The organism is Marinobacter xestospongiae, from assembly GCF_023156385.1.
GTDB classification, from domain to species: domain Bacteria; phylum Pseudomonadota; class Gammaproteobacteria; order Pseudomonadales; family Oleiphilaceae; genus Marinobacter; species Marinobacter xestospongiae.
In genome coordinates this window covers 269,218-282,333 of the sequence record NZ_JAKZAK010000001.1, presented here as the reverse complement: position 1 = coordinate 282,333, position 13,116 = coordinate 269,218, and the positions used below count along the sequence as shown (strand labels likewise).

General features: G+C 60.3%; 14 protein-coding genes. 8 read left to right on the top strand and 6 right to left on the bottom strand.

The window, feature by feature from the left end:
- The first annotated feature begins 90 nt into the window (after positions 1-90).
- The 3 genes from MLD24_RS01300 (at position 91) to MLD24_RS01290 (ending at position 3,160) form a co-directional block, all read left to right on the top strand.
- A complete protein-coding gene (locus tag MLD24_RS01300) occupies positions 91-861 on the top strand; it encodes a class II aldolase/adducin family protein (protein ID WP_248163288.1) in 771 nt (256 codons plus the stop codon).
- Positions 862-877: 16 nt separating this feature from the next.
- Positions 878-1,474, top strand: coding sequence for an HD domain-containing protein (locus MLD24_RS01295; RefSeq protein ID WP_248163287.1), 597 nt, complete (start codon positions 878-880; stop codon positions 1,472-1,474).
- 174 nt (positions 1,475-1,648) lie between these two features.
- Complete coding sequence (locus MLD24_RS01290; protein ID WP_248163286.1) at positions 1,649-3,160, top strand: WS/DGAT/MGAT family O-acyltransferase; 1,512 nt, start codon at positions 1,649-1,651, stop codon at positions 3,158-3,160.
- A 78-nt stretch (positions 3,161-3,238) separates the two neighbouring features.
- Here the strand turns inward: MLD24_RS01290 and MLD24_RS01285 are convergent, their stop codons facing one another.
- A complete protein-coding gene (locus MLD24_RS01285) occupies positions 3,239-3,865 on the bottom strand; it encodes a TetR family transcriptional regulator (RefSeq protein WP_227174425.1) in 627 nt (208 codons plus the stop codon).
- Positions 3,866-4,128: 263 nt separating this feature from the next.
- Here MLD24_RS01285 and MLD24_RS01280 point away from each other — a divergent pair, with 263 nt between their 5' ends.
- Positions 4,129-5,232, top strand: a complete 1,104-nt coding sequence (locus tag MLD24_RS01280) for a ferredoxin reductase (protein ID WP_248163285.1) — start codon at positions 4,129-4,131, stop codon at positions 5,230-5,232.
- Between the two features lie 67 nt (positions 5,233-5,299).
- On the top strand, positions 5,300-6,379 hold the full coding sequence (locus tag MLD24_RS01275; RefSeq protein ID WP_248163284.1) for a fatty acid desaturase family protein: 1,080 nt from the start codon (positions 5,300-5,302) through the stop codon (positions 6,377-6,379).
- 92 nt (positions 6,380-6,471) lie between these two features.
- Here the strand turns inward: MLD24_RS01275 and MLD24_RS01270 are convergent, their stop codons facing one another.
- Both MLD24_RS01270 and MLD24_RS01265 read right to left on the bottom strand, forming a co-directional pair.
- Positions 6,472-6,969 carry a DUF5071 domain-containing protein gene (locus tag MLD24_RS01270; protein ID WP_227174422.1) on the bottom strand — a complete coding sequence of 166 codons (498 nt, stop codon included), beginning with the start codon at positions 6,967-6,969 and terminating at the stop codon, positions 6,472-6,474.
- Between the two features lie 114 nt (positions 6,970-7,083).
- Positions 7,084-7,452 (bottom strand): YbaN family protein, encoded by a 369-nt coding sequence (locus MLD24_RS01265; protein ID WP_324197250.1) that lies wholly within the window; start codon positions 7,450-7,452, stop codon positions 7,084-7,086.
- Positions 7,453-7,714: 262 nt separating this feature from the next.
- Between MLD24_RS01265 and moaA the strand changes: the two genes are divergently transcribed.
- The 3 genes from moaA to MLD24_RS01250 all read left to right on the top strand — a co-directional run bounded on the left by moaA (position 7,715) and on the right by MLD24_RS01250 (position 11,022).
- Complete coding sequence (moaA, locus tag MLD24_RS01260) at positions 7,715-8,707, top strand: GTP 3',8-cyclase MoaA (RefSeq protein ID WP_227174421.1); 993 nt, start codon at positions 7,715-7,717, stop codon at positions 8,705-8,707.
- A 156-nt stretch (positions 8,708-8,863) separates the two neighbouring features.
- Positions 8,864-10,123 carry a diguanylate cyclase domain-containing protein gene (locus MLD24_RS01255; RefSeq protein WP_227174420.1) on the top strand — a complete coding sequence of 420 codons (1,260 nt, stop codon included), beginning with the start codon at positions 8,864-8,866 and terminating at the stop codon, positions 10,121-10,123.
- 113 nt (positions 10,124-10,236) lie between these two features.
- The gene (locus tag MLD24_RS01250; RefSeq protein WP_248163283.1) at positions 10,237-11,022 is read left to right on the top strand and encodes a CbbQ/NirQ/NorQ/GpvN family protein; all 786 of its coding nucleotides are present in this window, start codon (positions 10,237-10,239) and stop codon (positions 11,020-11,022) included.
- A gap of 51 nt (positions 11,023-11,073) precedes the next feature.
- Here the strand turns inward: MLD24_RS01250 and MLD24_RS01245 are convergent, their stop codons facing one another.
- From MLD24_RS01245 to MLD24_RS01235, 3 genes are all read right to left on the bottom strand, one after another.
- A complete protein-coding gene (locus MLD24_RS01245) occupies positions 11,074-11,943 on the bottom strand; it encodes a PhzF family phenazine biosynthesis protein (RefSeq protein ID WP_248163282.1) in 870 nt (289 codons plus the stop codon).
- A 166-nt stretch (positions 11,944-12,109) separates the two neighbouring features.
- Positions 12,110-12,706, bottom strand: coding sequence for a DUF998 domain-containing protein (locus tag MLD24_RS01240; RefSeq protein ID WP_248163281.1), 597 nt, complete (start codon positions 12,704-12,706; stop codon positions 12,110-12,112).
- 157 nt (positions 12,707-12,863) lie between these two features.
- The gene (locus MLD24_RS01235; RefSeq protein WP_248163280.1) at positions 12,864-13,094 is read right to left on the bottom strand and encodes a cytochrome C oxidase subunit IV family protein; all 231 of its coding nucleotides are present in this window, start codon (positions 13,092-13,094) and stop codon (positions 12,864-12,866) included.
- Positions 13,095-13,116 lie beyond the last annotated feature (22 nt).

Below are 13,116 nucleotides of genomic sequence, written 5' to 3'. Positions count from 1 at the left end.
GGGGCTATCCGGTGGCTGATCGCCAGCCCCGCCAGATCGCCAACAACCACTGACAACCATCGACAACAACAACCAGAGAGAGCAAAGACCATGTCCGAACAACTGGCCATTCCCTCCAAGAAAGACCAGGTCAGCGCGGAAGAGTGGCAACTGCGGGTTGACCTCGCCGCCGCTTACCGGCTGATTGCGCTGTACGGCTGGGACGACCTGATTTTCACCCACATCTCAGCTCGCATTCCTGGCGACGACCACCATTTCCTGATCAACCCCTACGGCATGATGTTTGATGAAATCACCGCCTCCAGCCTGGTGCGCGTGGATCAGGACGGCAACAAGCTGGACTCCGACGACTTCGATATCAACCCTGCCGGGTTCACCATCCACAGCGCCATTCATGCCGTGCGGGAGGACGTGGTCTGTGTGATGCACACCCACACCACTGAGGGTGTGGCGGTCTCGGCCCAGCAACACGGCCTGCTGCCTCTATCCCAGCAGAGCCTGTTCCCGCTGTCGAACCTGGCCTACCACGACTACGAGGGGGTCGCCCTGCGGGAAGATGAAAAGGCCCGACTGCAGGCCGATCTGGGCGGGAACAACTTCATGATCCTGCGCAATCACGGGCTGCTCACCACCGGTGGCAGCATTGCCGATGCCTTCCTCGGCATGTACATCCTGCAGAAGGCCTGTGAGGTACAGATCCGGGCTCTCGCCGGTAGCCAGCCGCTGACACCGATTCCGGACGGCATCGTCGACACCATTCGCCAACAGGCAGAACAGGTCACCCGCGGCATGGGTGGCAAACTGGCGTGGCCCGGGCTGCTGCGCAAACTGGACCGGATCAACGCCGGTTTCCGCGACTGAGCCAGGAGAATCAACCATGACCGACAGCAACGCCCCACACGCCCGGTTCCACCACATGAAAGATGGCACTCCGGAAGACTGGCAGATCATCGCCCAGTCGTTCGGCCAATTCGCCCGTGGCCTGCCCGACCGAATCCTGGCACACCTGAAACTGCTCGAAGGCGACTTTGGCGGCTTTCCGGTGGACCGTCTGACCCATTGCCTGCAAACCGCAACCCTCGCCCACCGCGATGGCCAGGACGAGGAGTACGTGGTCTGTGCCCTGCTGCATGACATCGGCGACACCCTGGGCAGCTACAACCACGCCGACGTTGCCGCCGTGCTGCTGGAGCCATTCGTCAGCGAGGCCAACCACTGGATGATCAAGCACCACGCGATCTTCCAGGGTTACTACTTTTTCCATTACCTGGGCATGGACCGGGACATGCGCAACCAGTACCGGGATCACCCCCACTTCAAACGTACCATCGAGTTTGTCAGCAAATACGACTCCCCCGCGTTCAATCCCGACGGTGAGGTGCTGCCGCTGTCGTTCTTCGAGCCTATGGTTCGCCGGGTCTTCGCCAAGCCGGTACGCTCGCTGTACAAGGAAGCGGAAGACGCCATGGCCTGACGCAATTCAACGCGGGGAGGCGAGCCCCTCGTCTCCCTCCCCGCTTGTACGTATACTCAAACCTGCACACACGTACTACCCATAATTCCAAAGAGACCCAAAGCGGCTCACCAATAAATAACAAGCCCGCTTCCACGGAACCGGAAGCCCAGGCAACACGAGGACAAGACAAGAATGAAACGTTTGGGAACACTGGACGCCTCCTGGCTGGCGGTGGAGTCAGACGACACCCCCATGCACGTAGGCACGCTGCAGATTTTTTCACTGCCCGAGAACGCCCCCGACACCTTCCTGCGGGACATGGTCCAACGCATGAAGACCGCCCGCGAAGTCGCCAGCCCCTGGTGCTACAAGCTCGCTTTTCCCGGTAACCTCGGCCGTGTTATCGCCCCGGCCTGGAGCGTCGATGAAGAGATCGACCTGGATTACCACGTCCGCCACTCCGCCCTGCCCAAACCAGGCAGCGAGCGGGAGCTGGGTATCCTGGTGTCGCGGCTGCACTCCAACCATCTGGATTTCCACCGCCCGCTGTGGGAATGCCATATCATCGAAGGGCTGGAGAACAACCGCTTTGCGCTGTACACCAAGATGCACCATTCGATGATCGATGGCATCAGCGGGGTTCGGCTGATGCAGCGGGTGCTGTCCACCAATCCCGACGAAACCAACATGCTGCCACCGTGGGCGGTCCGCCCCGAGCAGCGCCGTGCCAGCAAGACCGATCGCGAGGCCTCGGTGGCCGGCGCTGTGTCCCAGGCCCGGGACGCCCTGAAGCTGCAGGCCGATATGGCACCGCGACTGTGGGGCGCCATGTCCCGTCTGGTGCAATCCGCCCGCCATCCGGAGGATGGCCTCACCGCGCCCTTTACCGGCCCGGTCTCGCCGCTGAACCACCGGGTCACAGCCCAACGCCGGCTGGCCACCCAACACTACCGGCTGGCCCGCCTGCGGCACCTGGCGAAGCTGTCCCACAGTTCGATGAACGACATTGTGCTGTACCTCTGCGGCACCGCCCTGCGCCGATTCCTGCTGGACCAGCACGAACTGCCGGACAGTCCGTTGACCGCCGGTATCCCGGTCAACATCCGGCCTGCCGACGACGAGGGTACCGGCACCCAGATCAGCTTCATGATCGCTTCGCTGGCCACCGACGAAGCCGACCCGCTGGCGCGGCTGGAGCAGATCCGTGAGTCGACCCGCCGCGCCAAGGAACACCTGCAGAAACTGCCCCGCAAGGCCCTGACCCAATACACCATGATGCTGATGTCGCCCTATATCCTGCAGTTGATGTCCGGCATGGGCGGGCGTATGCGACCGGTGTTCAACGTCACCATTTCCAACGTGCCCGGCCCCAGCCGTACGCTCTACTACGAGGGTGCGAGACTCGAGGCCATGTACCCGGTGTCGCTGATCGCCCACGGCGGCGCCCTGAACATCACCTGTCTGAGCTACGACGGCTCTCTTAACTTCGGCTTCACTGGCTGCCGGGATACCCTGCCGAGCATGCAGCGGCTGGCGGTCTACACCGGAGAGGCTCTGGATGAACTGGAGCGGCTGCTGGAACCTGCGGCAGAGCAGCAGCCAAGCGACAAGCCAGCACGCAAACCAAGGGCCCGCAAACCGGCGACCGGCAACCGGAGCAAGACCGCCAACGCCCGCAAGCCAGGCACGGCGACCGAAGAGTAGCTGGCAGAGCAGCCAGAAGAATAACGACGAGGAAGAACGCCGAAACGTCGGTGCGAATCGCGCTGGAGGGCAGACCGGTCAGTCGCCGGTCTGCCAGTGCGCCGCCCCGACAAAGATCAACTGCAGATAGCGGGTGGTGCGCTGACGGATCTGGTCGATCTGGTAGTCATCATCCGCTGACACGCTGATCAGGTCCGTCAGGCTGAACGCCACCGTGCGGACCACCAGATCACAGGTCAGGTCCAGGTCAGCATCGTTGAGGTGATCCACCAACCTCAGCCGGCGCAGGTCATTGGCCAGCTCACTGGCGAAGAAACGCAGCTCGCTGCGAATGCCCTCCTGCACGGCCCGGCTCTCCCCCGCCAGTCCCTGAGCCATGAACACGAAGAAACTGCGGTTGTCCTGAACGTGGCGGATAAAGATCGCCACCGACTCCGCCATCAGCTTTTCCGCCTGCAGTACATTGGCGCGGGCATCCCGCATCATTCGCCGCAGCACCAGCCCCAACTCGTCCACCAGTTGCAGCCCCAGATCGTCCATATTGCGGAAGTGACGGTAGAACGACGTAGGCACCACCCCGGCCTGCCGGGTCACCTCCCGAATCCCCAGACTGGCAAAATGGCGGCCCTTACCCACCAGTGTCAGTGCGGCTTCCATCAGTTTGTCCCGGGTCTCTCCAGGTTTGCGGCGTTTGCGTTCGGTCATAACAGTCCGTGGCGTTCAGTAAGGCAAACAAGTGTACACAAAACTGCCTGTAAGGCGACAGATAGCATGTCTTTTCAGGCCTTTGCTGAAGCAGGCACTTCACTGAAACCTCAGAAAGCACGGATAAACCCAAGAATACATTTTTAAAATCATAAAGATAGCGTTACCTACCGGCCTGCCATTGGGCTGATTGACAGCCGACAAAGCACTTGTGTACATTCGTTCACATCAAGTGAACAACTGTACACATGGAGGGAGAAACCATGCTGTCACTTCTGGAAAACAACGGCGCGCTGCGCTGGCTGGGCAAGCAGCTTTTCAATCGCGAAGACCCGGCTGCCTTCTTTGACCCGCTGCTGGCGTCCATCGACCCGATGCTGGTACGCCAGTACGTTCCGGCCAGGGTCGTCGACATTGTTGACGAAACCGCCGACACCCGGACTTTTGTCCTGCAACCCGCACCCCGCTGGCAGGGCTTCGCCGCTGGCCAGCATGTGAACATCTGTATCGACATTGATGGTGTTCGCCACAATCGTACCTTCAGCCTGTCGTGCTCGCCCCGGCAGTGGCAGCAGCACGGCACCGTCACCCTGACCATCAAGCGCCTGCCCGGCGGCCGCGTTACCAACTGGATGCACGATCAACTGACCATCGGCACCACCCTGGGTCTGGGGGAGGCCTTCGGCGAGTTCCTGGCACCGGAGCTGCCGGAGCCGTTGCTGTTCATCGCCGGTGGCAGCGGCATCACCCCGGTACTGAGTCTGCTGGAAACCCTCGCGGCTGACGACTTCCGAGCACCGGTCACCCTGCTCTACTTCGTCCGCACCCAGGCCGACGTGATTGGCGCCGAACGGCTGTACGCCCTGCGCCAGCGTTGGCCGGCCTTCACCCTCACCGTGGTGGCCACGGATGAGGGCCGCACGCCCCAGTACCTCAGCGACAGCCACCTGGACGCCGTGCCTGGCCTCAGTGCCCGCCGCTGTTACCTTTGCGGCCCCCAGGGGCTGATGGATCTGGCTGGCGACCTGCTTTACCACCGGGGCATCGACGAGCACCGCATTCACAGCACCTTTTTTTCCGCACCCAAGGCCGCCCTGCCTGACGACGACCTGGGCGGCGATGTGCGCTTCGAACGCAGCAACGTCAGCGTGGAAGCCAGCGGTGACGTGGCCCTGCTGGAGATCGCTGAAGCCGCCAGGCTGTCGCCCAAGTACGGCTGCCGCATGGGTATCTGTCACCAGTGCAGCTGCCGCAAAACCAGCGGCACCGTGATCAACCGGGTGACCGGCAAAGCGTCCGGCCCCGGCGAGGAAAGCATTCAGCTTTGCGTCTCGGTGCCCCAGGGCCCGGTCACGGTGGACCTGTAATCGCCACAGCGACATTGCGCACAAGAACAACAGACCGGCCCACGCAGGCCGGGCAAGGAGACCAGACATGCAAAAGATGAACGAAGCCCAACTGAAAGAACTGGAACAGGATCTGGATGCCATCCGCAACGACGTGCTGGCGGATCTGGGGGAACGGGATGCCAAGTACATCCGCAAGGTGGTGCGCCTGCACCGGACACTGGAGGTCGGCGGTCGGGTACTGATGCCCTTCGGTTTTATCCCCCCGGTGTTTGCTGCCGCCACCCTGGCCCTGGGCCTGTCGAAAATCATCGAGAACATGGAGATTGGCCACAACGTCATGCACGGCCAGTACGACTGGATGAACGACCCGTCGCTGAACTCCCAGACCTACGAATGGGATACCGTCTGCACCAGCGACTCCTGGCGCCGCACCCACAACTACGAGCACCACACCTACACCAACATCATCGGCAAGGACCGGGACTACGGCTACGCGGTGTTACGGCTGAGTGATGACGTCAAATGGCATCCGGGCCATTTTCTGCAGTTCATCAACTACATCCTGCTGACGGTGCTGTTTCAGTGGGGAGTTGGGGTGCATGAGCTGGAGAGTGAACGCATTCGCCGTCGTGAGATCAGCCTGAAATCCAAACTGCCGTTCCTTCGCGATTTCTTCCGCAAGGGCGGACGCCAGGCCTTCAAGGATTACGTGTTCTTCCCGTTACTGACGTTCCCGGTAGCCCCCATCGTGCTGGCCGGCAACATCGGCGCGAACCTGATCCGCAACCTGTGGTCATCCACCGTCATCTTCTGCGGCCATTTCACCCAGGACGCCGAGACCTTCACCGAAGAGGAATGCGTGGGCGAAAGCAAGGGCCACTGGTACCTGCGCCAGTTGACTGGCTCCAGCAACTTCACCGGCGGCAATTGGGTCCACCTGCTCAGCGGCCACCTCAGCTACCAGATCGAGCACCACGTGTTCCCCGACATCCCCGCCCACCGTTACCGGGAAATGTCGCCCAGAGTCCAGGCGGTGTGCGAAAAACACGGCATCCGCTACAACACCGACACCTTCGCCCGCCAGTACTGGACGGTACTTAAACGCATCGGCCGCTTCTCCCTACCCGACCGCGTCCGCCGCAGATTCGAAGCCCAGCCGGCGTAACCAGCAACGCGCCAAACAGTGCGTCAGAAGTAGTGCATTAGAAGTAAAGAGGGGACAGCCGTGGTTGTCTCCTCTTTCTGGATGCAGAGAGGCTAGAGCGTGTGACTGCCCAATGGCAGCGAATAAACAGCGCGTTCAGACGCGGAAAGTGTTTCCTTGATCCAAACGTTGTAGACAAACAGATTCCGCTTCACGATCTCGGCGATCTCCTCCGCAGGGATCAGTTCCCGGTCGGTCAGGATACGGATGGATTCGAAATCACACTCCTTCGCCCCGGTCTCAGATGCCCAACGCCTCAAGCTATCCACACACTCTGCCAACACCTCATCATCGTAGTGCGCGATGAGCGCGGTAATCAGTGAATAACGCCAGTCCTGATCGCAGCGGTTTGCCAGCGCCAGCACTCGCTGCACCTCAGCCTTGCCCAGAGCCAGAAAGTACTGATAGATCGGCGCTGCCACCGGCCAGTTGGGATCACAGGTCCAGGACAGCAGGTGGTCCAGACAGGTCTGATTCTCTGGGTAGCCCAAGGCTATGATTTTATTGACTGACTCCAGGTCAGATTTACTCGAAATCTGAAGGTGCATCATGAATCTCCATTTCAAAAGCACAAGCCATCCCAGGCAGCTCGTTACAGCTAGCCGCCACAGATTGCCTGATTTCCTCATCTCCGGTAATGAAAAGAATGTCTAGTTAGACCGAACTTAATAGGAAGGCCGCGACAGCAGGTAAGTTGCCAGACAGAGGAAAAACACCCCCAGTCCCACCAGCAACCACACGGGCGAGCCGGTGAAGAAGAGTATCGACCAGCTGATGGTCAGCATCACGCAGGCCAGTACTTTGCCCCGGAGGGGGACCACGCCGCGCTCCCGCCAGTTGCTGATGATGGGACCGTAGGTCTGGTGATTGAGCAGCCAGGCCTCAAACTCGGGCGAACTCCGGCCCGCCGCCCAGGCGGCAATCAGCACGAACACCGTGGTGGGCATCAGCGGCAGCACCACCCCCACCACAGCCAGCGCTACGGAGACATAAGCCAACAACCGGTAACCGCCCTTTCCGATGGACAACTTCACTGACTCACCCATTGAACTGAAGCCTCCAGTGTACCGCAAAGCCAACACTATGCACTGCCGCCCATTGTCGCACTCCGTTAACTTGCGACAGGTAAAGCCGGGGGCTGTTTTCAGTGTAGTGGATTGGTTAGGGTTAGGAACCTTCAGATTGACCGACAACAAGAATGAATAAAAGGGGTTACTACGGCAGGGGTATTAATCCCGCCCGCCGGTTTTGCGATACTGGTACTGAACCGCAGCCCCACAAGCACAGGGAACCACCATGCCCCAGGCGCCACTGACCGACCGTTTCGGTCGCACCGTCAACTACGTCCGACTCTCAGTGACCGACCGTTGCGACTTCCGTTGCGTCTATTGCATGGCCGAGGACATGACCTTCCTGCCCCGCCAGCAGGTGCTCACCCTGGAAGAGATCGCCCGCCTGGCCCGGACGTTTGTCAGCCTTGGCACCGAGAAAATCCGCCTCACCGGAGGCGAGCCGCTGGTGCGCAAGGACATTCTCGAACTGGTCCGGGACATTGGCCAGCTCGGGCTGCGGGACTTTGCCATGACCACCAACGGTAACCAGCTCGACCGGCTGGCACAGCCCCTCCGGCAGGCAGGGCTGAAACGCCTGAACATCAGCCTGGATTCCCTTGATCCGGAGCGGTTTCGCGCCATCACCCGAACCGGCCGGTTGCCCCAGGTGCTGACGGGCATCGACGCGGCTCGGGAAGCCGGTTTTGACGGCATCAAACTCAACGTGGTGGTGATGAAGGGGCGCAATGACGATGAGATTCCCGAGCTGATCGAGTTCGCCCGCCGCAAGGCCATCGACATTAGCTTCATCGAGGAAATGCCGCTGGGGACCATCACCGAACACCATCGCGGTGAAAGCCTGTGCACCAGCGAAGAGGTGCGCACCATCATCCGCCAACGCCACGAACTGGTGCCCACCACGGCAGACAGCGGCGGCCCGGCCCGTTACTACCGGATGCCCGACAGCGACATCCGGGTCGGCTTCATCTCACCCCATTCCCACAACTTCTGCGCCACCTGCAACCGCGTGCGGGTAACCGTGGAAGGCCGGCTGCTGCTGTGTCTGGGCAATGAGCACTCGGTGGACCTCCGCCGGGTACTGCGCGCCAACCCCATCGACGACGACCGGCTGCGGGACGCCATCATCCAGGCCATGGACCTGAAACCCGAACGCCACCACTTCTCCAGCGACGGTGATGTGCAGATTCTCCGCTTTATGAACATGACCGGGGGCTGAGCCCTCACGCCCTCACAACGCCAACTGCGCTATGTAGTTACCGAAGCGGCCTCGGCGATGGCTTAGCCGTCACGCCAAAAACGGCTATGATGATGCCAGGGCCCGTGGTGTTTCCGGGCACCCAACCACTCCAGCCGGCATGGACGATGTAGCCTGATGAACAAGCCCGACGTCCTCATCGTAGAGGACAGCGCCCCAATCATCCGAATCCACAGCCACCTGGTCCGTCGGGCCGGATTCACCCCAACGGTGGCCAAGACCCTGGCCGAGGCCAAGGCTCTGGAGGATCGGCTGGGGGAATTCTTCTGCGCGATCATCGACTACAACCTCCCGGACGCCCCCAACGGTGAAGCCATCGACTATCTGCTGGGCCAGGAAGTCCCCGGGGTGGTCATGACTGGCCGTATCGACGACGATACCCGCGCTGCCATCTGGAAGCTGCCAGTTATCGATTACATCACCAAGGAAAGCCGGCAGTCCTTTACCTACCTGGAACAGCTGCTGATCAAGCTGCGGGAAAACCAGGACATCAAGGTGCTGATCGTCGACGATTCGGTGAACTCCCGCATGCACCTGATCCGCCTGTTGCGGCGCCAGAATTACGAAGTGCTGTCGGCACGAACCGGTATCGAGGCGCTGAAACAGCTGTCGGACCACCCCGACATCAAGCTGATCATTACCGACAAGGAGATGCCGGAAATGGACGGCATCAAGCTGTGCAACGAAGTACGCTCCCAGTACTCCAAGGATGAAATCAGCATCGTGGGCGTATCCGGCGTCGACAACCCGTCCCTGACTGCCAAGTTCATCAAGAACGGCGCCAACGACTTTCTCAAGAAGCCCTTCTGCCCGGAAGAATTCTATTGCCGTGTGACCCAGAACATCGAATACATTGAGAACATCGAAACCATCCGTCGCCAGGCTCACACCGATGCCCTGACCGGCCTCTACAATCGCCGCTACTTCTTCCAGCAACTGGCCCCGGTACTGGCCAACCGCCATGAGCAGGGCGAGCCATCAACCCTGGCCATGCTGGATATTGACCTTTTCAAGAACATCAATGACAGCTTCGGCCACCAGACCGGTGACGACATCCTCCAGGCCACGGCGAGCATGCTGCAGCAGCACTTCGGTGAGGACGGCCTCTGCGCCCGCTTTGGTGGCGAGGAGTTCTGCCTGTTCCTGGACCAGCTCGACCAGACCGAAGCTGAAGCCCGGCTCGAGCAGTTCCGCTGCAGCCTGGAAGACATGAACCTTGGAGAAGACGGCCAGGACATCCGCTGCACCATCAGCATCGGCCTCGCCCATGGCTGCGAGCCGTCACTGGATGCGCTTATCAACCAGGCCGACCACCGGCTGTACCAGGCTAAATCGGCCGGCCGCAATCGCATCGTCGCCGATGCTTCTTACGCCTGAACGCGCTTTACATCGATCAAGGCACTCCCGCGTTGCCGCGGTAGTCTGGGGACACTGGATCAGCATCGTAGCCGATCGCTGATCACACTGTTCATCGGCCTGTTGAGGTGTTCATGACCGAGCCCACGTTCTACCAGCCCCAGGGCAACGAAATCGCGCTGTTCGAAGGGGCCTGCCAGCACCAGCTACCGGTGCTCATCAAGGGACCCACCGGCTGCGGCAAGACCCGCTTTGTTCTCCACATGGCCGAACGCCTCAACCGGCCGTTGTACACCGTTGCCTGTCACGACGACCTCACCGCCGCCGATCTGGTCGGGCGGCACCTGATCGGACCGGAGGGCACCTACTGGCAGGATGGCCCCCTGACCCGAGCGGTACGTGAAGGTGGTATCTGCTATCTGGACGAGGTCGTGGAAGCCCGCAAAGACACCACCGTGGTGCTCCACCCCCTGGCTGACGATCGCCGGGAGCTGGCGCTGGAACGCACCGGAGAATGCCTGCAGGCAGCGCCAGGCTTCATGCTGGTGGTCTCCTACAACCCCGGCTACCAGAGCCTGATCAAAGGCATGAAACCCAGCACCCGGCAGCGCTTCGTGTCCCTACGCTTCGACTACCCCGAGGCGGCGGTGGAAACCACCATTGTGCAACGGGAATCCGGTTGTGATCCGGATCTGGCGCAGTTACTGGTGCGCCTGGCCAATGCCCTGCGCAACCTGAAAGACCACGACCTGGAGGAAGCCGCCTCTACCCGCCTGCTCATCTACACCGCCCAACTCATCGGTGCAGGCCTGCCCACCCTGGACGCCTGCCGCGCCGCCCTGGCGGAACCACTCAGTGATGACGACGCCACGGTGGCAGCCCTGATGGACGTGGCCCGGGCAGTGTTTGGAGGGGATTGAAAGCTTGCCGCTGACCCTGGAAACCATCGAAATTGATTCCACTGCTGGTCCTTATAGGGAGATGATCTGCTTTCCAATTTCTTTAGCAAACCCACCCACTCTGACCCTGGCAACATCAGATCCGTCATAGTCTACAGAAGCGGTGATCACTGACGTGCAGTTCATTGCCCTGCCCTGCTCGAACGTAAAGCACCCCGAGCGCCCACCGTTAAGGTGCCTGGATAGATAACAGGCCAGCGCGCCACTGGCACTTCCCGTTGCAGACTCTTCCGGGATACCAAACAGTGGAGCGAAGTTACGGCAACTCGCCGTCACACTGCCGCTCTCCTCGCACAGCTCGAAAGCATGGAGACTCACAAGTCCGTGGTCTTTACAGAAATTGCTGAGCAAGCGTTCGTTGACCTGCAGTCTGTCAAGATAGCCCTGTGGCACGGGCACAATCATGTCGGGCAACCCGGTTGATATTACTTCCACCGGTAACTGCGTCGACGCCAGAGAGGCCGCTTCAACGCCAATAAGTCCAGATACTGCCTCATACTCAAATACGCCAAGGCATTCAGGCAGCTTTTGCGCCATCACCACATGCCCATTCGCGCCTACCGTCACCGCAAGTAACCCCGCCTTGGTCCTTTGAACATACTCGCCTTCGGCCACCACACCTTCCCTGTACATGGTTGAAAATGCGGCTAACGTAGCGTGGCCACAGAAATCCACTTCTCCGGTGACGGTAAAGAACGACAACGCAAAATCGGCTCTATCATCCTCGGCCACAAACGCGGTTTCAGCGTACCCGACAGCCTGCGCTATCTTCAGTTTCTCTTCGTTGGACAGATTGTCCGCATGCAGCACAACGCCTGCCGGGTTGCCACCGGTTTCATTGGCAATGAAGGCATTCACCAGAAATACTTCGACGTTTTCCAATGTCAGTTGCTCCAGGATTGGTCTGTCGGATCTTGATGCAGCGCCGCTAAGGGCGCCCTGACCCAGAGTCCCAGACCCGGGTGGATTGTTGCGCACGTTTCAGAAAGCCAGTTGCAACTGACCCAGGGCAGGCTGCCTAGCCAGACGGCCCTCATCGTCGCTGGCCTTACGCCAGAGTAATCGACAGCCCTGAAAGCCAGGCCAGCTGGGCTCCGTAGCTCAACCGTTGGTGGATGCCCGGATTCCCCTTTTCCTTAAAGGCTTTGGCCAGCGTAGCCATAAACAGGACCGTACATAGCAGACAGGCCACCGTGAAGGCCTTGAACGGAAGCGGAAGCCCATCATCAAACAGGCTGAGTGCTGGCGCGATCAGCAGGGAGAACAGCATGACAAATCCCGCCCAGGAGTGAACCCTGCAGGAAAACGTGGGGGTTTCGGTGTACAGATCGGCATCCATCGGGAAGTAACCGGCGACCCATGTGCCAAGCCCGTGCATCACGATCAGAACACCGACAATGACCATGATCGCTGATGAGCTGTCATTGATCATCACATACACACCAAACAACGAGAACAGTGCGCCGAGCGGGTAGTTGTTGATAAGAGGCGAGAACTTTTCCGTTGGGCTGCCGGCAGCGCCGAGTTCACTGCAGAACTGTTTGGTATGGCTGTATCCCTCATACCTGAGGCCTGCGACGAACACACCGAGCACGAGCCATACAGACGCCAGAACACCAGAGTAGGCGACAACTTGCGACAACATCGATTTCCTTCCTTCTTGGAAAACCGTTTCGGGGGGAAGTTAGGGAGCCGACAGTTAGTCCCTAATTATCAGCTGGTTACTGTAACGTGAGTCGGCCTGTCCGACCAGATCTGATCACACAGAGAAGAAAGCCAGATGTACCCGCAGTGAAAAACGCCTACCAACCACCAGCCACAATCACGGCCAGCACCACCATCGGAGCCCAGGCCTGGACGGCCCAGCGCCAGTGACGGGGCGCATGACGCAGCTCCATGAAGCGATCCACCACCAGCCAGGCCTTGATCAGAATCATCGCCAGTACCAGGGGCAGTAAGCCCTGAAGGCCCGCATTGGCCAGCAGCACCGGCAGCGCCGTGCACACGATCAGGATCATCAGGGTGAGGATCATGGTGTCTCCTTGTCGGTCTGGC